General features: G+C 70.7%; 20 protein-coding genes. 9 read left to right on the top strand and 11 right to left on the bottom strand.

Annotated features, from left to right (window positions below; all coding sequences use genetic code 11):
* Positions 1–10 precede the first annotated feature (10 nt).
* Positions 11–937 (bottom strand): NAD-dependent epimerase/dehydratase family protein, encoded by a 927-nt coding sequence (locus DEJ27_RS16065; RefSeq protein WP_111091422.1) that lies wholly within the window; start codon positions 935–937, stop codon positions 11–13.
* Between the two features lie 337 nt (positions 938–1,274).
* Here DEJ27_RS16065 and DEJ27_RS16060 point away from each other — a divergent pair, with 337 nt between their 5' ends.
* Genes DEJ27_RS16060 through opgC form a run of 3 tightly spaced genes read left to right on the top strand, consistent with a single transcriptional unit; the run spans position 1,275 to position 6,123 of the window.
* Positions 1,275–3,230 (top strand): glycosyltransferase, encoded by a 1,956-nt coding sequence (locus DEJ27_RS16060; protein ID WP_258370387.1) that lies wholly within the window; start codon positions 1,275–1,277, stop codon positions 3,228–3,230.
* Positions 3,227–3,637 carry an ATP-binding protein gene (locus tag DEJ27_RS16055; protein ID WP_111091421.1) on the top strand — a complete coding sequence of 137 codons (411 nt, stop codon included), beginning with the start codon at positions 3,227–3,229 and terminating at the stop codon, positions 3,635–3,637. The genes DEJ27_RS16060 and DEJ27_RS16055 overlap by 4 nt, the downstream gene beginning before the upstream one ends.
* Positions 3,634–6,123 (top strand): OpgC domain-containing protein, encoded by a 2,490-nt coding sequence (gene opgC, locus DEJ27_RS16050; protein ID WP_146238620.1) that lies wholly within the window; start codon positions 3,634–3,636, stop codon positions 6,121–6,123. Before DEJ27_RS16055 ends, opgC begins: the two co-directional genes overlap by 4 nt.
* A gap of 65 nt (positions 6,124–6,188) precedes the next feature.
* Here the strand turns inward: opgC and DEJ27_RS16045 are convergent, their stop codons facing one another.
* The 8 genes from DEJ27_RS16045 to DEJ27_RS16010 form a co-directional block, all read right to left on the bottom strand.
* Positions 6,189–7,070: a hypothetical protein gene (locus DEJ27_RS16045; RefSeq protein WP_111091420.1), complete on the bottom strand. Its 882-nt coding sequence runs from the start codon at positions 7,068–7,070 to the stop codon at positions 6,189–6,191.
* Positions 7,071–7,184: 114 nt separating this feature from the next.
* Positions 7,185–7,808 (bottom strand): response regulator transcription factor, encoded by a 624-nt coding sequence (locus DEJ27_RS16040; RefSeq protein WP_111091419.1) that lies wholly within the window; start codon positions 7,806–7,808, stop codon positions 7,185–7,187.
* Positions 7,805–9,178 carry an ATP-binding protein gene (locus DEJ27_RS16035; protein ID WP_111091418.1) on the bottom strand — a complete coding sequence of 458 codons (1,374 nt, stop codon included), beginning with the start codon at positions 9,176–9,178 and terminating at the stop codon, positions 7,805–7,807. Before DEJ27_RS16035 ends, DEJ27_RS16040 begins: the two co-directional genes overlap by 4 nt.
* 180 nt (positions 9,179–9,358) lie before the next feature.
* Complete coding sequence (locus tag DEJ27_RS16030; protein WP_111091437.1) at positions 9,359–10,453, bottom strand: Gfo/Idh/MocA family protein; 1,095 nt, start codon at positions 10,451–10,453, stop codon at positions 9,359–9,361.
* Positions 10,454–10,458: 5 nt separating this feature from the next.
* Positions 10,459–11,250 (bottom strand): ThuA domain-containing protein, encoded by a 792-nt coding sequence (locus tag DEJ27_RS16025; protein WP_110862640.1) that lies wholly within the window; start codon positions 11,248–11,250, stop codon positions 10,459–10,461.
* 32 nt (positions 11,251–11,282) lie between these two features.
* A complete protein-coding gene (locus DEJ27_RS16020) occupies positions 11,283–12,170 on the bottom strand; it encodes a carbohydrate ABC transporter permease (protein WP_027464442.1) in 888 nt (295 codons plus the stop codon).
* The gene (locus tag DEJ27_RS16015) at positions 12,163–13,128 is read right to left on the bottom strand and encodes a carbohydrate ABC transporter permease (protein WP_111033625.1); all 966 of its coding nucleotides are present in this window, start codon (positions 13,126–13,128) and stop codon (positions 12,163–12,165) included. Before DEJ27_RS16015 ends, DEJ27_RS16020 begins: the two co-directional genes overlap by 8 nt.
* A 2-nt stretch (positions 13,129–13,130) precedes the next feature.
* Complete coding sequence (locus DEJ27_RS16010) at positions 13,131–14,366, bottom strand: ABC transporter substrate-binding protein (protein WP_111091417.1); 1,236 nt, start codon at positions 14,364–14,366, stop codon at positions 13,131–13,133.
* 201 nt (positions 14,367–14,567) lie between these two features.
* Between DEJ27_RS16010 and DEJ27_RS16005 the strand changes: the two genes are divergently transcribed.
* The 4 genes from DEJ27_RS16005 (at position 14,568) to DEJ27_RS15990 (ending at position 18,944) form a co-directional block, all read left to right on the top strand.
* Positions 14,568–15,584, top strand: a complete 1,017-nt coding sequence (locus DEJ27_RS16005; protein ID WP_258370384.1) for a LacI family DNA-binding transcriptional regulator — start codon at positions 14,568–14,570, stop codon at positions 15,582–15,584.
* 227 nt (positions 15,585–15,811) lie between these two features.
* Positions 15,812–17,131 carry an ABC transporter substrate-binding protein gene (locus DEJ27_RS16000; protein WP_111091416.1) on the top strand — a complete coding sequence of 440 codons (1,320 nt, stop codon included), beginning with the start codon at positions 15,812–15,814 and terminating at the stop codon, positions 17,129–17,131.
* Positions 17,128–18,096: a carbohydrate ABC transporter permease gene (locus tag DEJ27_RS15995; protein WP_176708257.1), complete on the top strand. Its 969-nt coding sequence runs from the start codon at positions 17,128–17,130 to the stop codon at positions 18,094–18,096. The genes DEJ27_RS16000 and DEJ27_RS15995 overlap by 4 nt, the downstream gene beginning before the upstream one ends.
* Positions 18,096–18,944, top strand: coding sequence for a carbohydrate ABC transporter permease (locus DEJ27_RS15990; protein WP_258370004.1), 849 nt, complete (start codon positions 18,096–18,098; stop codon positions 18,942–18,944). Before DEJ27_RS15995 ends, DEJ27_RS15990 begins: the two co-directional genes overlap by 1 nt.
* 95 nt (positions 18,945–19,039) lie before the next feature.
* Here the strand turns inward: DEJ27_RS15990 and DEJ27_RS15985 are convergent, their stop codons facing one another.
* Positions 19,040–19,486, bottom strand: a complete 447-nt coding sequence (locus DEJ27_RS15985) for a MarR family winged helix-turn-helix transcriptional regulator (protein ID WP_110862645.1) — start codon at positions 19,484–19,486, stop codon at positions 19,040–19,042.
* Between the two features lie 121 nt (positions 19,487–19,607).
* On the opposite strand from DEJ27_RS15985, the gene DEJ27_RS15980 reads away from it, so the two are divergent.
* Positions 19,608–20,591, top strand: a complete 984-nt coding sequence (locus tag DEJ27_RS15980) for a helix-turn-helix domain-containing protein (RefSeq protein ID WP_111091415.1) — start codon at positions 19,608–19,610, stop codon at positions 20,589–20,591.
* A gap of 13 nt (positions 20,592–20,604) precedes the next feature.
* On the opposite strand, the gene DEJ27_RS15975 is transcribed toward DEJ27_RS15980, so the two are convergent.
* Positions 20,605–21,648 (bottom strand): LacI family DNA-binding transcriptional regulator, encoded by a 1,044-nt coding sequence (locus DEJ27_RS15975; protein WP_181430179.1) that lies wholly within the window; start codon positions 21,646–21,648, stop codon positions 20,605–20,607.
* 146 nt (positions 21,649–21,794) lie between these two features.
* Between DEJ27_RS15975 and DEJ27_RS15970 the strand changes: the two genes are divergently transcribed.
* Positions 21,795–23,090 (top strand): ABC transporter substrate-binding protein, encoded by a 1,296-nt coding sequence (locus DEJ27_RS15970; protein ID WP_110862647.1) that lies wholly within the window; start codon positions 21,795–21,797, stop codon positions 23,088–23,090.
* Position 23,091: the final 1 nt, after the last annotated feature.

The following is a 23,091-nucleotide window of genomic DNA, read 5'->3' as shown; positions in this document are numbered from 1 at the left end:
CGCCCCGCCCTCATGCGGTCATCCCGGCGATCGTCCGCCGGCACACCTCGTCCCACGGGGTGGGCTCGAGGCCGAAGCGGGTCCTGGTCTCGGTGTCGTCGACCACGTACGGGGCCGTCCACTGGTAGCCCAGTTGGGCGAGTTCGCGCAGCATCGGTGACACCAGCCCGAGGGCACGGACCGCGCCGGCCGGCAGGCGTCGGACCGGCACCGGGGGCTTCCCGGCCGCCGCCAGCACCTCGGTCAGCGCCTGCTGCTGCGTCCGTGGTGGGTTGCTCGGCACCATCCAGGTCCGGCCGTGCGCGGAGTCGTCGGCCGCCGTCGTGACGAGGGTGCGAGCGACGTCGAGCACGTCGGTGAACGTGTGCGGCAGGTGGGTCCGGCCGATCATCGTCACGGGCTTCCCACGCAGGGCCGCCGGGAGCACCCGGGTGACGTGGCCGTTCCCGCCGATGCCCGGGCCGACGTAGTCCGAACCGCGGACCTCGACCGTGCGGATCCGACCAGCACGGTGAGCCGCCAGGGCGTCCGCCCAGATCCGGGCACGGAGGGCGCCCTTGTGGTCGGTCGCGGCATCGGGCAGACCCGGGTGCATCGGCCCGGTGACCGGACCGTACGGGTACAGGTTGCCGGTGATCGCGTACACGGCACCGGTCCGTTCGGCTGCGGTGAGCAGCGACGCGGCGAGTGGTGGCCACGCCCGCTCCCACTCCGGGTAGGCGCCGGGGTTCGCGCAGTTGTAGAGGACGGCGGCGCCGTCGGCGGCCCGGGTGAGTGCGTCGGGGTCCGATGCGTCGAGGGCGACGTGACCCACTGCCTCCAGCCCGGCGTCGCGACCCGAGCGGGTGGCGACCGTGACCCGGTCGCCGCGCTCCGTGAGCAGGGCAGCGACGTGACGGCCCACCGGGCCTGCGCCGATCACGAGGTGGTGTGACATGGTGTCCCGCTTCCGTCGGTCGGGCCCGGCGACCGCGGTGCCCCGTCAGCAGCATGCCCTGCCGGTGACCGGAAGGCGAGCGCTGCGTGCCGTGTGGTGTCCGTCCGTCCCCAGATCGGGGCAGGGGACTGACAGGAGGCCCGTGGCTGGGGTAGACAGGTCCCTACGCCGAGGTCGACACCGACGACCGGAGCGGGACCGGCAGGGTGGATCAGGAGGAACGCTTGCGACGCAGCACGTCCGGCGACGCCGCGGACGGGGAGACCCGGTGACCGCGCTCGACGTCAGCCGACAGGACCGCCGCCGCCTGGCCACCGGGACCGCCCGCCGACGCCTGGTGACCGTGCGGACGGTGGCGCTCCTGGCGTCCCTCGCCGGTGTGAACTACATCGTCTGGCGATGGGCGGCCTCGGTGAACTGGCACTCGTGGTGGATCGCGGTGCCGCTGATCCTCGCCGAGACCTACAGCGTCATCGACTCGCTGCTCTTCGCCCTCGGGGCCTGGCGGCTCCGGGAGCGCGGCGAACCACCGGCGAAGCCGTCCACCGACGTCACCGTCGACGTCTTCATCACGACCTACAACGAGCCGATCGACCTGGTCGAGCGCACCGCCCGGGCGGCGAAGGCGATCACGCACCCGCACACCACCTGGATCCTCGACGACGGCAACCGTCCCGAGATGCGTGCGGCGGCCGAGGCGCTCGGCATCGGCGTCATCACGCGCGGCGCCGACTGGGTGGACCGGCCCCGGCACGCCAAGGCCGGCAACCTCAACAACGCCCTGCTCGCGACGCAGGGCGAGTTCCTGCTCATCCTCGACGCCGACCAGGTGCCGGACCCCGCGATCCTCGACCGCACCCTCGGCTACTTCAAGGACCCGCGGATGGCGCTCGTGCAGACGCCGCAGTGGTTCGAGAACGTGCCGGACGACGACCCCCTCGGCAGCCAGGCACCGCTGTTCTACGGTCCGATCCAGCAGTCGAAGGACGGCTGGAACGCGGCGTTCTTCTGCGGGTCGAACGCCATCCTGCGGCGCGAGGCGCTCATGCAGCTCGGCATCTCGCGCTACGTGGCCGAGGTCGAGGCGTCCGTCCAGCGCACCCTCGCCACCTCGCGCAAGCTCCTCGCCCGCTCCCGCGAGACCGAGACCGACCCGCGCGTGCTCGCCGCCCTCGACGACGCCGAGATCGTGGTGGACCAGGCTCGCGACCAGGTGCGCGCCGGTGAACCCCTCGGTGACGTGACGTACGCGTTCCAGCGGGGGATCGACGCCATCGCGTTCCGGTTCGCCGCCGCCGACCTCGAGTCCGTGCGGAACGACCTGCAGGAGCTCGCGGCGATGTCCACCGACGCCAACACCTTCGCGGGTCTCGACGACGCCGCGCTCGACGTGCTCGGCCGGCGCGAGGCCTCACCGGTCGCCGCCATCGAGTCGATCGCCGTGCTCGCCCGTGCCCTCGACGTCAACCGCGACGACGAGGCGCAGCCGATCATGCCGCTGGCGACGATCTCGGTGACCGAGGACATGGCCACGGCGATGCGCCTGCACGGCCTCGGCTGGAAGTCGGCGTACCACGACGAGATCCTGGCGAAGGGCCTGGCTCCCGAGGACCTGCCGACGATGCTCGTGCAGCGACTCCGCTGGGCGCAGGGCACCATGCAGGTGTTCTTCCGCGAGAACCCCCTGGTGCAGAAGGGGCTGTCGTGGGGGCAGCGGCTCATGTACTTCTCGACGATGTGGAGCTACCTGTCCGGGTTCGCCGCGATCGTCTACATCGCCGCCCCGGTGCTCTGCCTGTCGTTCGGGGTGATCCCCGTGCAGGCCTACAGCGTCGACTTCTTCGCCCGGCTCATCCCGTTCCTGGTGTTGAACCAGCTGCTGTTCTGGGTGGTGGCCGCCGGCAGACCGACCTGGCGCGGGCAGCAGTACTCGCTCGCACTCTTCCCGGTCTGGATCGAGTCGGTGACCAGCGCGTTCGAGAACGTCTTCCGGGGCAAGCCGCTCGGGTTCCGCGTCACCCCGAAGGTGCGCGACGAGACCGAGCAGAAGCCGCGGTGGGACCTGGTCAAGCCGCAGCTGTACGCGATGGGCGCCCTGGTCGCGGCCCTGGTCATGATCGGCATCCGCTACCTGACAGGCCAGGCCGAGGGGATCGCACCGCTCGTGAACACCGCGTGGGTCGTCTTCGACCTGTTCATCTTCAGCATCGTGATCCGGGCCGTCCGGTACCGCGGCCCGGCCACCCCAGCCCAGTCCGAACACGAGTCGAGCACCGCCGGAGGACCCCTGTGAGCACCGAGACCACGTTCGAGGTCGCCGCGACGCCCGACTCCCTCGACGAGGTGCAGGACCGCTTCGCCGCGTGGTGGGACGGCCTGGGCATCGACGACGTCCGGCTCCGCTTCGCACTCGAGACCGCCCTGGCCGAGGTCGCCGCGAACATCGTCGAGCACACCGTCCGCGCCGACCGGGGCACCGGGCGCCGGTACGCCGTGCACCTCGAGGCCACCGAGCAGGCCCTGACGGCGGTGCTGACCGACAACGGGATGCCCGCCGACATCGACCTGAGTGCCGTCACCATGGCCGACGTCGAGCAGGAGAGCGGGCGCGGTCTGGCGCTCGCCATCGCGGCGCTCGACCGGCTCGAGCACCGGCACGAGCCCGGCCACAACGTCTGGACGCTTGCGTGCGACCGGTGAAGAAGCCGGTGACCCGCGCGGTCGCCCTCATCGTCACGATCGCCACGCTCCTGCTCGGTGGTGCGCTGCCGGCGTCCGCTGCGTCCGTGCACCCGACGGCCGCCGTGCAGCCGGCCGAGGGGTCGACGTGGTTCGGCCCCGACCTCGACTGGGCCAGCGATTCGCCCGAAGGGTACGAGGGGCGGCTCGGCGCGACGCCGTCGATGTACGGGGTCTCCGTCGACTACCCGCTCGACCGCACGGCGAAGCAGGAGCTCCTCCGCTCGGCGCGTGCGGCGGCGACCCAGGGTGCGGTGCTCGTCGTGAGCCTCGAACCCGACCGCGAACTGCGGTCGCTCGACACCGCGGACACCCGTGCCGTCAACACCGTGTTCGAGGACCTGCACGACCAGTACGACACCCAGGTGCTCGTGCGGTTCGCACCGCAGATGAACGGCACGTGGGTCCGCTGGGGCCAGCAGCCGACGGAGTTCGTCCGGGCGTTCCGGGCGCTCGGCACGACCGTGCACGCGGGCACGTCGGACGCGCTCATGGTGTGGTCGCCGTCGTACGGTGCCGGCTACCCGTTCGGCGAGTCCGCCGGGCGGCTGCGGAACCTGTCCCCGGTCGACGTCGCGAAGGCGGACACGAGCGGTGACGGACAGCTCACCGGCGCCGACGACCCGTACGGGCCGTACTGGCCGGGAGCCGAGGCCGTCGACTGGGTCGGGCTCTCGATGTTCTCGTACGGCAAGGGCGACCCGACCGAGGCCGCCGGTCGCGCCGTGCCGCTCACCCGCAGCGGTGAGGTCGAGGCCCGGTTCGACGAGGACTGGGGGTACGACCAACCCCAGTCGGGCACGTTCTACGACCGGTTCGCGGCGGCCGACGACCGCCCGATGCTCCTCGACACCGGCGCCCTGTACAACCGCGAGCTGCAGGGCGACGCCGAGCTCCAGGTCAAGCGGAGCTGGTGGCGGCAGGTGCTCGCCGCCGTGCAGGAGCGTCCGCTGATCCGGGGCATGACCGTGCTCGAGGCCGAGCGACGCGAGCCCGAGGCCGGCAACCGCGTGGCCGACTGGCGACTCACCGCGGACCCGGGCGTCGCGGAGTCCTTCCGCGCCGACCTCGAGCGATCCGGTGACTTCGCCTTCGGTCCGGTCACCGACCGCGTGACCGTGCAGCAGGGCAACGCCGCGATCTCCCAGGAGTACGAGACCGGCGGCGAGCAGATGGCGTGGATCGTCTGGCTGGCCGCTGGCCTGGCGGTCGTGTTCCTGCTGAGCGGGGTGTTCGGCCGGCTCCTGCCGAGCTGGCGCTACCCCGACGACGGCAAGCCCGGCCGTGACCTGCGGCTCGACCTGTTCCGCGGGTTCATCATCCTCGCCGTGGTGATCACCCACATCGAGATCGGCGGGCCGTACTCGTACCTCACGCTGCACGCCGTCGGGGCGATCACCGGCGCCGAGATGTTCGTGTTCCTGTCCGGCATGGTCCTCGGCATGACGTACCCGTTCGCCGTGAAGAAGTTCGGCGAGTGGGCGGCGGCCGTCGGGGCGTGGAAGCGCGCGCGCAAGCAGTACGTCGTCACGCTCGTGGTGATCCTGGTGGTCTTCGCGCTGAGCTTCGTCCCGTTCCTGAACACCGACGCCATCACCACGTTCACCGACCGCGGCACGGGGACCGGCGGTGTCGATGCGGAGGGCCGGGTCTACGACCTGTACCCGAACGCGATGCAGCTGCTCGCCTACCCGCCGCCCTGGTACGCGATCCGGCAGTTCCTGCTGCTCGAGATGGGGCCCTGGCCGTTCAACATCATGGGCCTGTTCGTGGTGCTGAGCCTGTTCATCCCGGTGTTGATCTGGGTGATCCGGCGCGGGTTCTGGTGGGCGCTCCTCGCCGCCAGCTGGGCGCTGTACGTGTTCCAGGCCCTCAACCCGGAATTCCGTCCGCTGAACTCCCAGTTCGAGGCGGTGTTCCCCCTGTTCACCTGGCAGGTGGTGTTCACCCACGGGCTCGTGCTCGGGTACTACCGGCGGCAGATCGTCGGTGCGCTCACCGGGCGTCTCGGCAAGGTCCTGGTCGGCGTCGCCGTCGTCGGGTACGCGGCGTTCCTGGTCTACGTGTGGGCCGGCGACCACTTCGGGTTCACCCCGGTGCCGTTCCCGGCGACGATGTACGAGTCGCTGTACAACACGGCGTACCAGCGGGTGGACCTGCAGTGGGGCCGCCTGGTGGACATCGCGTTCTTCGCGATCGTGTCCTACGCGATCCTCACGGTGTTCTGGAAGCCCATCGCCGCCGCCATCGGCTGGCTCTGGATCCCGCTCGGGCAGGCGAGCCTGTACGTGTTCGTCTGGCAGGTGTTCTTCGCCCTGGCGATCGCGTCGATCCCCGGAGTGCCGTGGGGCAACTTCTGGATCGGGTTCGTGGTGCACACGGCGCTGATCCTGCTGGCCTGGTACATGGTCCGCAAGAAGTTCCTGTTCTCCGTCATCCCGCGCTGATCGCGAGCACGAACGGACAGGAGGCCCGTGGCGGCGTCGCCACGGGCCTCCTGTCCGTCATGCGCTCACGGGATCCGCGTGACGCCCAGCGGCGTCGGGTCCACGGGGTCCGGCGGGACCGGGAGCGACCCGCGGATCTGGTTCTGCGCCTGGCAGTCGCTGGTGCAGTTCGTCGCACCCTGCGACAGTTCGACGGCGTCCTCGCCGAGCACCCCGCCCAGCCGCCCGCCGGGCTGGACCGTCCACGTGGTGGTGGTCGTGGTCTGCGAGGTCTTCGTGGCGACCTGCGGGCTGTCCTTGCCGAGGAGCATCTGGTGGGCACCGCTGCCCGCGGACACCGCGGCCGTGCCGTCGCCGAAGTTGATCTTGCCCGTGTACGGGTTCGTGAAGTAGAACAGGCCCGCGCCGAGGGTGTGGGTGAACGTCACCGGCCCCGCGAACTCCGTCTCCATCTGGAAGACGCCGCCCTGGGCGCCGTCCTTCGCCTGGACCTTGAGCTTCCCGGCCCCCGTCGAGAAGATCACCACGAGGGTGTCGTCCTTGACCTCGAGTGACGAGAGCTTCGTGCTGGCGAGCTGCGCGGCGGTGAGCGACGGGACCTTCGACGCGAACACCACGGTCGGCTTCGTCACCATCCGCTGGGTGTCCGGAGCGCCGGTCAGCGTGTAGTCGTACACGCCGAGGTCGGCGATCCGGATGTCGAAGCCGTTGTGCTTGCCCCGTACCGCGATCGTGTCGGAGACCGGGGTGTCGCGCACCCTGAGTTCCTTGCCCTGGGCGGGGTTCGTCGTGACCCCGTTCACGGTGACGGCGTAGTCGCCACCGGTCGAGGTCTTGCCGGACGCGTTCGCGGGGGAGACCCCGACGAGGGCAGCGGCGGCGACGGTGCCGAGGGCGATCGCGGCGACGATACCGCTGCCGATCCTGCGTGAGCGCTGGGTGTGCATGGGTGCCTCCTGGTGGGCCTGTCTGGCCGGTACGACGATCGTCGTCGCCAGCCCGACTCCGCACCATCGGACCTTGGTACTAGTACCCGGTCAGCAGCGTTCGGCAGGGCACGGTCACCACCCGTGGTCGCGCGCCCACAGCGCGGCGCTCGTGCGGTCCGCGACGCCGATCCGCCGGAACAGCGACCCGACGTGCACCTTCACGGTGCGCTCCGCGATGCCGAGCTCCGTGCCGATCTGCCGGTTCGACATGCCCCGGGCGATGCGGACGAGCACGTCCCGTTCCCGGGGCGGGAGCTCCGGGCCCCGGTCCGCGACGGCTCCGGCGGCTGCACCGGGCAGGAGCGCCCGGGCCACCCGGGGGTCGATCGGCGTCTCGTCGCGCGCTGCGGCACGGACCGCCGCGACCACGTCGTCGGGCGCGGCGTCCTTGAGCAGGTAGCCCGTGGCGCCGGCCGCCAACGCGGCCCGCACCCGGTGGTCGTCCGAGAACGTCGTGATGACGAGGACCCGGACCGACGGCAGGAGCGCCCGCACCTGCCGGGTCGCCTCCGCGCCGCCGGCACCGGGCATCGAGAGGTCCATCACGACGACGTCGGGACGGAGCGTCGGCACGAGCGACACCGCCGCTTCGCCGGTGGCTGCCTCGCCGACGACCTCGCAGTCGTCCGTGGTCGCGAGCACCGCGCGCAGCCCGCTCCGGACCAGCGCGTGGTCGTCGACCAGCAGGATCCTCACCGCAGGGCCTCCGCGTCGACGGGGACCTCGAGGTCCCAGGTGGTGCCGGCACCCGGAGCGGTCCGGAGCAGCAGGGACCCGCCCGTGTCCTCGGCGACCTCGCGCAGCAGCGTCGTGCCGAGGTGTCCGGTGCGGCCGCCCTCGACGACCACGGCGGGGTCGAAGCCCGCCCCGTCGTCGTGCACGACCACCCGGACCGAGCCGCCGGCCTGCGTCACCGTGACGTCGACCCGGCCAGCACCGGCGTGCTTGACGACGTTCCAGACGGCCTCACGGACGAAGCGCACGACCGCGAGCAGCGCGCCGGGGGACGCGTCGACCGCGTCCGGCACCCGCACGGTGGTCGCGAGCCCCGCTGCGCGCGCGCGGGCACAGGCGTCGTCGAGGGCGGCGCCGAGTCCCTCGGGCGTCGGCGCCGCCGGCCGGATCGTCGCCATCGAGGTCCGCAGCGACGACACTGCACCCCGGAGCACGGTGGCGGCGTCGCGCGTGGCGGGATCGGCACCGAGGGACAGTGCGAGTCCGGCGACGTCCTGCACCGGTCCGTCGTGCAGTTCGGCGGCCATCCGACGGCGTTCCGCGGCCTCGGCGTCGAGCGCGCGACCGAGCAGCCGCTCCCGCAGGCGCTGCCCGGAACGGATCCGCAGCAGCAACCCGAGCAGCAGCGGCACCAGGAGCGCGAGCACCACCGCCACCGTGCCGAAGGCCAGGACGGCGAACGACCGCCGCAGGTCCGCGGCGCGCGCGAGCACCTGGTCGTACGGCTGGTACGCCTCGAACAGCAGCGCCTCGCCGGACGGCGTGTGCACCGCCTGGTAGGCCTCGAGCAGCGGCCCGCGCCCGCGCTCGTAACGGTTCTCCGGCTCGGTCAGGTCGGACACCTCGGCGTCGGACCGGTCCGACTCCAGCGCCTCCAGGTCCTCGTCGGACAGCGGGAAGCGCTCGCCGACCAGTCGACGTTCGTCCGACCAGAGCACCGTGCCGTCGGCCGCCCAGAGCTTCATCCGGACCGCTGATCCGGTGCGCAGCTCACCGGCCACCGCGTCGTCCAGGCGCGTCCGTGCGGCAGCCCGGTCGACGGCGGACCGGGACGGGTCGGCGACCGCGTCGAGCAGTGCGGGTTCGACCACGACGCGTGCGAGCGCCGCGGTGTCGCTGGTCGCGTCACGGACGGCGAACGACTCGGCGATGCGCTGCGCCACCAGCGTGCCGGCGGTCGCGACCGCGGCGCCGCCGACGACCGCGGCGAGCACGACGCCGACCAGGACGAGCCGCCAAGGAGTCCGGCCGGTCCGCCGGCGCGGGTCGGCCGCGACGAGCACGACCGGCTCCGCCGCCGTGTCACTGTCCGACGACCGTTGTCCGTGCACCCGGACACCGTAACCGGCGGCGTCCCCGCCGAGCGCGCGCGGGGCCCGGATCGCCGCAGAACGCAGGCCTGGAGGCCCGTGGCGGCGTCGCCACGGGCCTCCAGGCCTGCTCGGGTGCGTCGTACCGCACGTGGTGAGCAGGAACGGTCGGGTCGCCGCGCGCGACCCGACCGTTCCTGCTCACGAAGCGGGCAGCCGCTCGCGCAGGGCGCCGCGGACCGACTCCCACCCCGCCAAGCGGTCGCGGATCGCGTCGTCCTGCTCGGCGGCCAGGGCGTCCCGGTGCGCCTGTTCGAGCACCTCGTCGACGACGACCCGGCGACCGCTGCGGGCCGAGGTGATGGCCGCGTCGACCATGGTCAGACTCATCACGTTGCCGTGCACCTCGCCGTCCGGCACCTCGCCGGAGCGGACCGCCCGGACGAAGGACGCCAACGACCCGGCGATCTCGTGCCCGACCGACGGCGCAGCGGCAGGGGAACCGGGGGTGCCGTCGAGGTCGCTCGACGGGTCGTGGTCGCCGTCCCAGAGTGCCGTGCCGGCCGCGCCGGAGGCACGCCAGTCGCCGTTCCACGAGGTCTCGGCACCCGGCGCGCACCACGAGCCGTCGTAGACGTAGCGGACGTCGTCCTCGAACGTGAAGACGGCTGCCGCGGCCGCGTCGCCCCGGTACCAGGACCACGACGGGTTCCACGACTCGCAGTACACCGACACCGGGTCGCGTTCGAGCACGTACCGGGCGGAGTCGAAGGCGTGGATGGCCATGTCGAGCAGCAGGACGTCGTCCATCTCCTCGCGGAAACCACCGAAGTGCGGAGCCTTCGCGAACCGGGTGCTCAGCCCGCCCACGGCACCGAGGTCGCGGACGTGCTGCCGGAACGCGACGAGCTGGTCGTTGTAGCGGCGGGACTGCGACACCATGAACAGCTTGCCGGTGGCCTCGGCGGCGGCGGCGAGCGACAGCGCCTCGGCGACGGTCTGCGCGGCCGGCTTCTCGCCGAGCACGGGGAGCCCTGCACGGAGCGCCTGCAGCGTGACCGGGTGGTGCGCGACCGGCACGGTGATGTCGAGGACGGCCTCGGCACCGGTCTCGGCGGCCAGCACGGTCAGGTCCGTGCCGACCGGGATCGACGGGTCACCGGTGTGCTCGGCCCCGGCGCGGGCGGCGTCGAGGTCGAGGTCGACGATGCCGACCAGCTCGACCTCGGGGTCGGCTGCGACGGTGGCGAGCCAGGCCCGCCCCATCCCGCCGGCGCCGACCTGCAGGACGCGCAGCGGGCTCACGCGTCGACCGCTTCCGGCTCGGCGTCGTCGAACGGGCCGCGGTAGTGCTGCCCGTCGAAGTACTCGCCCAGGTCGTAGCGGCGGAGCGTCGGGATCTCCCGCTCGCGCTCGGGCCGGGCCCACTCGGCGCCGTTCGCGATCACGCGACGGACGTCCGGGTGGTGGTAGACGGGGAAGTCCTGGTCACCGGGGGAGAAGTAGAAGATCTTCCCGAGTCCGCGGCGGTACGTCATGCCGCTTCGGAACACCTCGCCGCCGGTGAAACCCGAGATGAACACGAGCTCGTCGGGCGTCGGGACGTCGAAGTACTCGCCGTACATCTCCTGCTCGGGGATGACGATCGGGTTCGGCACCCCCCGGGTGATCGGGTGCTGCGGGTTGACGGTCCAGACGAGCTCCTGGTCGTGCTCGCTGCGCCAGCGGAGGGTGCAGGTGGTGCCCATCAGCTTGCCGAAGATCTTCGACCAGTGGCCGGAGTGCAGGACGAGCAGCCCCATGCCGGAGAGCACGTGCCGGTGCACCCGGTCGACCACGGCGTCGTCGACGTCCTGGTGTGCGGCGTGCCCCCACCAGGTGAGGACGTCGGTGTTCGCGAGGACCTCGTCGGTGAGGCCGTGCTCGGGCTCCTGCATGGTGGCGGTCCGGACGACGGCCTCGGGCAGGTGCTCGCGGATGCCGTCCGCGATCGCGCCGTGCATGCCGTCGGGGTAGCGCTCGGCGACGTGCTGCTCGACCTGTTCGTGGACGTTCTCGCCCCAGACGGTGATGCGGAGCGGGGTGGTGGTCATGGTGTGTGCCTTTCGGGGGTGGTGGGACCCGGTCACTTGACTGCGCCGCCGGTGGCCCCGGCGGCGATGAACTTCTGCGCCACGAGCAGCAGCACGATGGCGGGGATCGAGGCCATCACCGCGGCGGCCATGACGGTCGACCAGTCGGCGGTGAAGGTGCCGATGTAGTTGTAGATGCCGAGCGTGATCGGCCGGACGTCCTCGGTGGTGGTGAGGGTCAGGGCGAACAGGAAGTCGCTCCAGGTGAACAGGAACGTGAACAGTCCGGCGGTGATCAGGGCGTTGGCGCTGATCGGCACGACGACCGAGCGGAAGGCCCGGAAGTTGCCGGCACCGTCGACCTTCGCGGCCTCGATGATCGACGGCGGGATGTTCTGCATGAACGCGCGCATGATCAGGATCGCGAAGGGCACGCCGGCGGTGCTGTCGGCCAGGATCAGCCCCGGCACGGTGTTGAGCAGACCGAGGTCGTTGTACGCCGCGTACAGGGCGTTCGCGACGACGATGCCCGGGATCATCTGCGAGATGAGGATGCCGAACAGCACCGCGTTGATGCCCTTGACCTTGAACTGGGCGAGCGCGTACGACGCCGGCGTCGCGATGAGCAGACTGACGACGACGCTGCCCAGGGCGATCACCAGGCTCGTGACCAGGGCGCCGCCCTGGTCGGCGATCGCCTGCGCGTAACCGCCGAGCTGCGCGTTGATCGGGAACCAGGCGGCCTCGATGGCGGAACCGGCCGGCTGCAGGGAGATGTTGATCATCCAGTAGACGGGGAACAGCATCACGGCGAGGATCAGGATCCCGACGCCGGACAGCACCCACTGCTTCGCGCTCGTGGGACGGACGGGTCGCCGGGTGCCGCGGGTGACCACCGCGCGGGTCCGGAGGACGTCGTTGGTGGACGCTGCGTCAGTCATCGACGGCCTTCCTGTTGAGGCGGAGGTAGACGATCGCGAACAGCGCGGAGATCACGATGAGGATGTTGCTCAGCGCGGCGCCCTGCCCGAAGTCGAACTGCTTGAACGACAGGTCGTAGGACTGGGTCGCGATGGTCTGGGTGGCGTTCGCCGGCCCGCCGTTCGTCAACCCCAGGATGATGTCGAGCACCTTGATCGTGTAGACGACGCCGAGCACGAGCGTGACGCTCACGACGGGGCGGAGCATCGGCCAGGTGATCGCCCAGAAGGCCTTCCACCCGGTCGCGCCGTCGAGTGCAGCTGCCTCGTACAGCTCGGTGGGGATGTCCTGCAGACCGCCGTACAGGATCGTGGTGTTGAAGGGGATCCCGATCCAGATGTTCACCGCGATGACGGTGATGAGCGCCACGGCGGGACTCGTCAGCCACGGGACCGACGGGATGCCGAAGGTGCCGAGGAACTGGTTGACGACGCCCGAGTCCTGGTCGAGCATCCACTTCCAGACCGCGCTCGAGACGATGAGCGGCAGCAGCCAGGGGAGCAGGAGCAGGGAGCGCAGGAGGCCGGACAGCGGGAAGTTCCGGCGGAAGAACAGGGCGAGCAGCAGGCCGAGGACGAACTGGCCGACGATCGACCCGATCGTGAACAGCGCCGTGTTGAGCATCGCCGTGCCGAACAGCTGGGACGACACGACCGAGGCGTAGTTCGCCAGGCCGACCCACGGTGCCTCGCCCGTGTAGAACGTCGACGTCGTGTACGCCTGGAAGCTCATGACGATGTTCTTGACCACGGGGTAGCCGAAGAACAGCAGCAGGAAGAGGACGGCCGGCAGCAGGAACAGCAGCTGCGCGATCCGTTCGAAGCGCAGCGAGCGGCCCGGGCGGGGCCGCCGGGACGGAGCGGGTGCTCCGTCCCCGGCGGCCCGCCGTGGGGCGACGGGGGTCGCGGTGCTCGTCATGCTCAGTTGCTCGACTGCGCGTTCCGCAGGGCGTCGGCCGGGGAGTCCTGCCCGGTCAGCGCCGACTGCACGGCCGTGTAGATCTTCGTCGCGGCCTTGGGCCAGTCGGCACCGAGCTCGCCGGTGCGGGCACGGGCGTCGGCGACGAGGTCGACGAACACCTGCTCCTCGGGGACGTCCTTGCCGAACTGCTGGGCGACGTCGGTCTTCGAGGGGATCGTGTACCGCAGCTTCGCCATCGCGAGCTGGTTCGCGTCGCTGTTCATGCAGTCGACGATCTTGGCGGCGACGGCCTGCTTCGCCTTGTCACCGGTGTTCGGGACGGTCCAGACCTCGCCACCGAGCGGGGCCACGGCCTTGTCGCTGGCGGACTGCACGGGGATCTGGGCGATCCCGTAGTCGACCTTCGACTCCTTCAGGCCGGGGATCTGCCACGGGCCGTTGATCATCATCGCGGCCTTGCCAGCCATGAACTGGTCGTTCACGTCGGCCTGGGTCCAGTTCACGACGCTCTTCGACATCGAGCCGTCGTCGACCAGGCCCTTCCAGAGCGACAGCGCTTCCTCGGTCTCCGGGGTCGCGATGTCCTTCTCGTCGCCGCCGTTCGACCACATGAACGGCAGGAACTGCCAGGTGCCCTCGTACGTGGCGTTGGCGTCGACGGCGAACCCGTACTGGTCGCCCTCGGTCAGCTTCGCCGCGGCGGACTGCAGCTCGTCCCACGTCTTCGGCGGGGTGACACCGGCGTCGGACAGCGCCTTCTTGTTGTAGAAGAGCGCGATGGTGTTCACGGTGGGGGCGAGGCCGTAGACCTGGTCCTCGTAGGTCCCGGCCTGCAGCACGCCCTTGGCGTAGCCGTCCGTCGAGATGTCGTAGTCGGACAGCGGCGACAGCGCACCGGTCTCGGCGATCTGCTGCAGATCCGGGTTGTCGAGCATCAGGACGTCCGGCAGGGTCTTCGACGACGCCTGCTGCAGGACCTTCTGGATGAGCGACGAGCCGGGCACCAGGCTGCGCTTGATGGTGACGTCGTTCTCGGCCCCGCACTTGTCGAGGTACTCGCCGATGACCTTCTTGTCGTTGCCCTGGTTGTAGTAGTCGAGCACGGTGATGGAGTCCACCTTGCCGCCGGAGCTCGCGGACGAGCCGCCGGAACAGCCGGCGAGGACGAGGGGGACGGTCGCCAGCATGGCGACCGCGCTGAGGACCGGGGCGATCCTGCGGTGTCGAGGCTTCATTGCTTCGCTCTTCTCTGGATGGTTGCCGGACACGAGTCGAACGTGTCGCTCGTGGATCGGGGACGACCGGACCAGAACCGCTCCGTCGCGTCCCGAGTGGGGTCGAAACTAGCATCGAAGCGGTTAGATGGTAAAGCGCTTAGACGAACTTTTTCGGGCACCGCCCCCGCTACAGTGAGCGGGACAGGGTGAGGGAGCGGCATGGCGACGATGCAGCAGGTCGCCGACCGGGCGGGCGTCTCGATCGCGACGGTGTCCTTCGTCGTGAACGGCAACAAGCGCGTGTCCGCCGACACCCGTGCCAGGGTCACGGCGGCGATGCGTGAGCTCGGCTACCGGAACAACGTGGTCGCCCGGGCACTGGCGTCGCGCCGCACCCGGATCCTCGCGCTCGTGTTCCCGGTGCTCGAGCACCGGCTCGGCCAGACCGCGCTGCAGTTCTTCACGAGTGCCGCGAGCCGCGCCTCGGAGCTCGGGTACCACCTGGTGCTCTGGCCGGCGGTGACGACGGCGGACGACGTGCAGGACCTCATCTCGGGCGGTCTCGCCGACGGGGTCGTGGTGATGGAGGTCACGATGCACGACCCCCGGATCGGCCGACTGGCTGAACTCGAGGTCCCGTTCGTCGCGATCGGCCGCACCGCCGACCCCTCGGGCATCTCGTACGTAGACATCGACTTCGAGCGCACCGTCGAGGACGCCCTCGACCACCTCACCGGGCTCGGGCACCGTCGGATCGGCCTCGTGGTCGAGGACCTCGACGGCACGTCGATGGCCGACTACGGCCCGAAGGTCCGGTCCGAGGCGGCGTTCCGCGCCGGCATCGCGAGCCGCGGCCTCACCGGTACCGTGGTCGCCGCCGGTGCCTCCGCCGAGGGAGGGCGCCGTGCGGCGGGGGACCTGCTGGCGCGCGACCCCGACGTCACGGCCGCGATCATCATGAAGGACGACTCGAACTTCGGGCTCGTCAGCGGCTTGCGGGCCGGCGGGCGCCGGGTGCCCGAGGACGTCTCGGTCATCGCGATCGTGTCCTCCGACGGCGCCGGCGCGGCGACCGAACCGGTGCTCACGACGCTGAACGCCCCCGGGCCGGAGCTCGGCCGCCTGGCGGTCGAGTCGCTGGTCGACCGCCTCGAGGGCGGCAGCACCGAGCGCACGCACACGCTCATCCCGTGCGCCCTGCACCTCGCCGGATCGACGGCCCCCGCCCCCGCTTGACCCCTGCCGGTCTGGAGGCACGGGTCGGCGCCGCCACGCGCCTCCAGGCAGCCGCCAGCCACGTTCCGGGCTGCGCGACAGTCCACGGATCCCCGAGCGCGTGAGGTGTCGTCCAGACCGAAAGGTGCCCGGCACGGCACCGCCGCCGGCGCCCCTGCCGGACAGACCAGGCTCCGCCTGGTTGTGTGGACGTACAGGTTCGCAGCACCACACGTCGAGGAGGACGGATGGCAATCGACCGGAGGACGTTCATGCTCGGGGGAGCGGGGGTGCTGCTGCTCGCCGGCTGCTCCACCCGACCCGAGCGCACGCGGGTCGAGGACTGGCCGACCGAACCGCCCGAGGGCGAGGCGACGATCAGCTGGTGGGCCGGGCAGGTCGCCTCGAAGGACGGCGGTGACCTGCGGCGCCGGCTCATCGCGGAGTTCCAGGAGGAGCACCCGAACATCCGCGTCCGGATCGTCAGCGCCCCGAGCGACACCGACACGAACCGCACCAGCCTGACGACCCAGATCGCGGCGGGCAGCAGCACACCGGACGTCTACCTCGGTGACGTCGCCTGGCCCGGGCAGTTCGCGAAGAACAAGCTCGCGACCCCCGTGAACCAGCTCGTCGGCGAGGACTTCTTCGACCAGTTCCCCGAGGGCCTGCGGCTGGCGGCGAGCGTCGACGGGACCTACTACATGTTCCCGCTGTACATCGACGAGTCGTTCTTCCTGTACCGGAAGGACCTGCTCGCGAAGCACTCCCTGCAGGTGCCGGGGTCGTGGGAGGAGGTGCGCGAGACCGCCGCGAAGCTCGTCGACACCGGCGACGTGTCGTACGGGTTCGCGTTCCAGGGCGACGTGTACGAGGGACTGACCTGCAACGTCACCGAGTTCGTCGCCGACGCCGGCGGTTCACTGCTCAACGACGACCTCACGGCACCTGCGACGACGAGCTCCGAGACCAAGCGCGCATTCGAGTTCATGCGGTCGCTGGTGACATCGGGAGCGTCGCCACGGGCCACCCTGACGTACCAGGAGCAGGACACCAACGACGCCTTCTCCGGCGGCCGCGCGGCGTTCCTCCGCAACTGGTCGTACGCGTGGGGGATCGCGAACGGCCCGGACAGCCGGGTCGCCGGCAAGGTGGGTCTCGCCGCCCGGCCGACGTTCGACGGCATGGACGAGCACCACTCGACGATCGGCGGGTGGGGGAACTACATCAACCCGCACACGCAGGAACCCGCGGCGGCACTGACCTTCGCACGCTGGATGTCGAGCGAGACCGCACAGCAGTTCCTGACCCGTGAGGGCGGTGTCCTGCCGGCCCGGTCGGCGAGCCTCGTCAGTGCGGACGCCAAGCGCCAGGAGCGCCCGACCTACGACACGGCGGCGGGCATCACGCTCGTGCCCCGTCCGACCTCGACCGCCTACTACCCGAAGGTGTCGCAGGGCGTCTACCAGAACGGCAACAGCATCCTCGGCGGGCAGGCGACCGTCGACGGCGGTACCAGCGCGATGGCCTCCGCCATCTCGCTCGCCCTGCAGGGAGCGGCGCTGTGAGCGCCGGCACGGCGACACGACCGGCACGGCCTGGAGGCACGGGTCGCGTCGATCCGCCACCCCGGCCGACGGGGCGGTCGCGTCTCGACCGCATCCGCTCGCGGGGCGCGTGGGGCTTCGCGGCCCCGGCGCTCCTGGTGGTCGCGGCGGTGACGATCTTCCCGGTCGTGTACTCGGTGGTCCTGAGCTTCGCGGACGTCGAGGTCGGCTACGAGGGCTTCACGATCCAGTCGTTCGGGCTCGACAACTACGCGGCACTGCTGCAGAGCGCCGACTGGTACCGGGCGCTCGGCTTCACGGTGCTCTACACGGTGGTGACGGTGTCGGTCGAGCTCGTGCTCGGCATGCTCGTCGCGCTGGTGCTCGAGCGCCTCGGGGCCACCCGCGGCTGGATGCTCGCGCTCATGCTCATCCCGTGGTCGCTCGTCACCATCGTGAACGCGCAGCTGTGGAAGTACATCTACGACAGCACCTACGGCGTCGCGACCTGGTTCTTCGGGTTGTTCGGGGACGCCCCGGTGATCCTCGGCGAACCGGTGCCCGCGATCACCGGGCTGATGGTCGCGGACATCTGGAAGACGACGCCGTTCGTCGCGATCATCCTGCTCGCCGGGCTCGTGCAGATCTCCGAGGACCACTACGAGGCCGCCGAGCTCGACGGCGCGAGCACCTGGCAGACGTTCTGGCGCGTGGTGCTGCCACAGCTCACGCCGACCCTGACGATCGCGGTGCTGTTCCGCATCCTGCAGGCCTTCGGCGTCTTCGACCTGCCGTTCGTGCTGACGAACGGCGGACCGGGCACCGCCACCCAGTCGCTCGCGATCATGGGCTACAAGGTGCTCTTCCAGGACATCAACATCGGACCGGGCGCGGCGATCGCGACCTCCACCGCGGTCATCGTCGCGGCCGGGTGTCTGCTGTTCCTCCGGGCGTTCCGGAACCAGGCGAAGGGAGGGGACGACTGATGCCCCGTCAACGTGTGCGCAAGGGCTGGCGGAAGTGGGTCAACACCGTCAACGTCAGCGGCGTCGTCATCGCGGTGCTCACCGCACTGCCGCTCTACTGGCTCGTCACGACGTCGCTCAAGCCGGCGTCCGAGATCGGGCAGTCGCCGCCCACCGTCTGGCCGCAGTCGTTCACCTTCGACAACTTCGTGGTGGCCTTCCGCGACAACGCGCTCGGCCAGTACATGGTGAACAGCGTCATCGTGTCGGTGTCGACCACGGTGATCGTGCTCGCGCTGGCGTTCCTCGCCGGGTACGCCCTGGCAGGCCGGTTCATCCGGGGGCGCACGGTGATCATGACCTCGCTGCTCATGCTGTCGGTGTTCCCGGCGATCGCGGTGCTGACGCCGCTGTACCTGCTCGAGCGCAACCTGGGGCTGCTCAACTCGTACCCGGGCCTGATCGTGCCGTACGTGGCGTTCAACCTGCCGTTCGCCATCTGGATCATGCGGAACTACCTGCAGGGGATCCCGTCGACGATCGAGGAGGCGTCCGAGATCGACGGCGCCGGGGCATGGCGGACCGTGCTGTCGGTGATCCTGCCGATGGCGAAGCCGGGCCTGTTCACGGTCGGCGTCTTCACCTTCACGGCGTCGTGGAGCGAGTTCCTGATGGCGCTGACCTTCAACAGTGAGAACTCGTTCCGGACGATCCCGGTCGGCATCGCGCTCTTCGGGACGCAGTTCACGGTGCCGTTCGCGCAGATCTTCGCCGCGAGTGTCGCTGCAACGGTGCCGATCGTCATCCTGGTGCTCGTGTTCCGTCGCTCGATCGTGTCCGGTCTGACCTCCGGCGCGGTGAAGGGGTGACGGGTGTCCGGCATGCGGAGATAGGTAGGGAACTTACCTAGCTGCGCATGCTGGACATTCGTCAGGGCGTCGTCCTGACCGCCCGTAACCTGCCGTCAGGGGCTCGGTGCGCCGAGATCGACGGCCGCGACGATGCGGTCGATGATCCGCACGAACCTGGCCCGCTCCCGTTCCGAGAAGGAGGCCATCAGGTCGTGCAGGTGCTTGTTCGTGCCGTCCATCGCGCGCGCGTAGTCGCGGCGGGCAGCATCGGTCAGCTCGATGTGCCGGCTGCGGCCGTCATCCGGGTTCGGGATGCGACTGAGGTGTCCGCTGTGCTCGAGTCGGTCCACCATGCCGGTGACCGCCGGGCCGGTGAGCCCCAGGTGCTTCGACAGGTCCTTCACGCGCACCGTCCGGCCCGCTTCCTCGGCGCGCGAGACGAACTGCAGCAGCGTCAGGTCGCCGCCGGAGACGCCGAGCTCGTCGCGCAGGCGCCCGCGCAGTTCGGAGACCGCGGCCTCGAGCCGGGTCAGAGCCGCGTCCAGGTCGACATCGCTCACGACAACGCCCCCTCTGCACGGGTCTCGTCCGGATCACGATACGCCGCAGTCACCGCCCCAGCGTATCCACATAACGCGAAGCGTGGAACGGTTCAGGTGGCGATGACGGATTCGGGGCACCGTGGCTGACCCCGTCCCGACTCCGCAGTCCGCTTCCCGCGCCGGTGAACCGGTCCGTTTCGAGGTCTCCGGCGGGGACCCCGACTCGGCCGAGCGCGACCTCGCCGCCGTCCACGGCGCCGATCGGTGGTCCGTCCGGCGCATCGACGACGACTTCTCCTACCGGTACACGGCCGTCGGGGACTCCGACGTGAGCATCCGGCGTTCGCAGCTCCGCGGTGCCGTGCGCGGCTCGGTGCCCGTCGGCACCGACTACGTGGTGACGTGGATCACCAGCGGGACCGCGCACCTGGACTCCGGGCGCGTCCGGATGGAGTTGCGCCGCGACGTCCCCGTGCTCCTGCCGCCCGAGGACGACTTCGTGTTCACGGCCGAGGACCACGACCAGCGGTTGGTGCACTTCGGGCGGGAGTACGTGCACCGCGTCGCGTTCGAGCACCTGGAGGTCGACGCCGCACCACTGCGGTTCGACCCCACCCGCGCGCCGGAGCCCGACACGGCGGAGCGCTGGCAGGGGGCGCTCCTGGCGCTGTCCCGGGCGCTGCGCGCCGAGGGGCCCGACTCGGACGCGTGGCACGAGGCCAAGCGGTCGGCGGCCACCGCGTTCCTGGACACCTTCCCGCCGCAGGCCGACGACCTGCCCGCGGTGCTCGGCCTGCCCCGGAACGCCCGGCTGCGGGCAGCAGTGGAGTACATCCACGCGCACGCCGCCGAGCCGGTCACCGTCCAGGAGCTGTCCGAGGTCGCCGGCCTGAGCGTGCGGTCGGTCCAGGAGTCGTTCCGCCGGGTGTTCGACGTGTCGCCGCTGACCTACCTGCGCGAGGTCCGGCTCGACCGGGTGCGCGGGGAACTGCTCGAGCTCGACCCGCAGGCCGGGGTCGTCGGCGACGTCGCCCGACGGTGGGGGTTCGCCCACCTCGGCCGGTTCTCGGCGGCGTACGCTGCCCGGTTCGGCGAGTACCCGAAGCAGACCCTGCGCCGCTGACGACGGCGGGTGCTCAGCGGCCGGGTGCCGGCCTCGGTGCGGGGCCCGTGCTCGCCCGCACGCGCAGGGTCGTGGGGAGCCGGACGTGGTCCGTGGTCGGTTCGCCACGGAGCATCGTCAGGAGCATCTGCACGGCGTGTGACCCGAGCTCGGCGAGCGGCTGCGACACCGTGGTGAGCGGCGGGGTCGTGGTGGACGCCTGCGGCACGTCGTCGAAGCCCACGACGGACAGGTCCTGGGGCACGCGGAGCCCGATCTCGGCCGCGGCGCGGAGCACGCCGATCGCCGACGAGTCGTTCGCGGCGAACACCGCGGTGGGGCGGTCGGCGAGGGCCAGGAGCTCACGGGCGACGGCCGCGGACTGGTCCTCCTGGTAGCCGCCGTCACGCAGCAGGCACTCGTCGACCGTGATGCCCGCGGCCGTCAGGGCCGAGCGGTACCCGGCCGCGCGCAGCTGGGCGGAGGCCAGGTCGGCGCGTCCCTGCAGGTGCGCGATGCGAGTGTGTCCGAGTGCGAGCAGGTGTTCGACGGCCTGCACCGCGCCGGCCTCGTTGTCGGCGTCGACGGTGGCGTGCCCTTCCGGCCCGGTGTGCGGGTCGATCGCCACGACGGGGATCGACGAGCTCGACAGTGCCGTGGTCGGGGTGACGACGATCGCGCCGTCGATCAGGGTGCCGGAGAGGCGGGACAGCGACCGGCGCTCCCACCCGGGTCGGTCGGCGCCGGTCATCAGGCCGGCGTAGGCGAGCAGCTCGTAGCCGGTGCCGGTGGCCGCCCGCGAGATGCCGCGGAGCAGCTCGGTCGAGAACGGCTCGAACTCGGGCACCAGGATGCCGACGACCCCGGTCCGCGAACTCCGCAGGCTCCGGGCGACCAGCGAGGTCTCGTACCCCAGGTCCTCGACCACCTGCTGCACGCGGAGCATCGTGGCGGGTGCGACCCCGTCCCGCTGGTTGATCACCTTGGACACCGTCGGGATCGACACCCCGGCCACCCGCGCCACGTCGCCGATCGTCACCCGGCCGGCACCGGGACGCGCGCCGAGTGCCGAGTCCATGTGCACACCGTACCGCTGCGGCACCATGCAATCGATGAAGAAAACGTTATCGATATCGATTGACATCGGCCCGGAGCAGCAGGCATGCTCTCCGCAGCGGCAGTCGATGTCGCGCATGTCAACGACGACACTTCAGGAGTTCCACGATGACGAGGAAGATCCGTGCCGCGGCAGCCATCGCGCTGATCGGGGCGACAGCACTGGTGGCCAGTGGGTGCTCGGCGGGCAGCGATGCCTCCGAGGACGGCGGGAAGGTCACGATGACCTTCTGGCACAACTCGACCACCGGACCGGGCAAGGCCTACTGGGCCTCGACGGTCAAGGCGTTCGAGGAGAAGTACCCGAACGTCACCATCAAGACCCAGGCGATCCAGAACGAGGACCTGGACGGCAAGCTCCAGACCGCCCTCAACTCCGGCGATGCCCCCGACGTGTTCCTGCAGCGCGGCGGCGGCAAGATGGACGCGATGATCGCTGCCGGGCAGCTCATGGACATCTCCGACTCCATCAGCGCCGACGCGAAGAAGTCCATCAGTGCGGGCACGTTCGCCGGGTACGAGAAGGACGGCAAGACGTACGCCATGCCGGGCGCGGTGCTCCCCGAGGGCATCTGGTACTCGAAGGACCTGTTCAAGGAAGCCGGTATCGAGGGCACGCCCACGACCATGGACGAGCTGAACGACGCGATCACGAAGCTCAAGGCCAAGGACATCGACCCGGTCGCCGTCGGCGCGAAGGACGCCTGGCCGGCCGCCCACTGGTACTACAACTTCGCGCTCCGCGAGTGCAGCCAGAAGACGCTCGAGGACGCCGCGGAGTCGCTGAAGTTCGACAACGCCTGCTGGACGAAGGCGGGCGAGCAGCTCGAGGACTTCAACGCCACCAAGCCGTTCAACAACGGCTTCCTGACCACCGCCGCACAGCAGGGCGCCGGCAGCTCCGCCGGTCTCCTCGCCAACCACAAGGCCGCGATGGAGCTCATGGGTGCGTGGGACCCGGGCGTGATCGCGTCGCTGACGCCGGACGCCAAGCCGCTGCCCGACCTCGGCTGGTTCCCGTTCCCCGCGATCGACGGCGGCAAGGGTGACCCGAAGTCGATGATGGGTGGTGTCGACGGCAACTCCTGCTCGGCGCAGGCACCGAAGAAGGCGTGCACCGACTTCCTGAACTTCATCGTGCAGAAGGACAACCAGGAGGGCTACTACAAGGCCTTCAACGCCATCCCGGTGAACAAGGAAGCCCAGTCGGTCGTCGACTCGGACTACCTCAAGTCGGCCCTGGCCGCCTACCAGGAGGCCCCGTTCGTCTCGCAGTACCTCGACACCCTGTACGGCCAGAACGTCGGCAACGCGCTGAACACCAGCGTGGTCGACCTGCTCGCCGGCAAGGGCGACGCGAAGGACATCGTCGAGACCACCAACCAGGCTGCGGCCAAGGGCTGAG

The sequence above is a fragment of the Curtobacterium sp. MCPF17_018 genome (assembly GCF_003234135.1).
GTDB classification, from domain to species: Bacteria; Actinomycetota; Actinomycetes; order Actinomycetales; family Microbacteriaceae; genus Curtobacterium; species Curtobacterium flaccumfaciens.
This window is presented reverse-complemented; position numbering and strand designations above follow the sequence as displayed.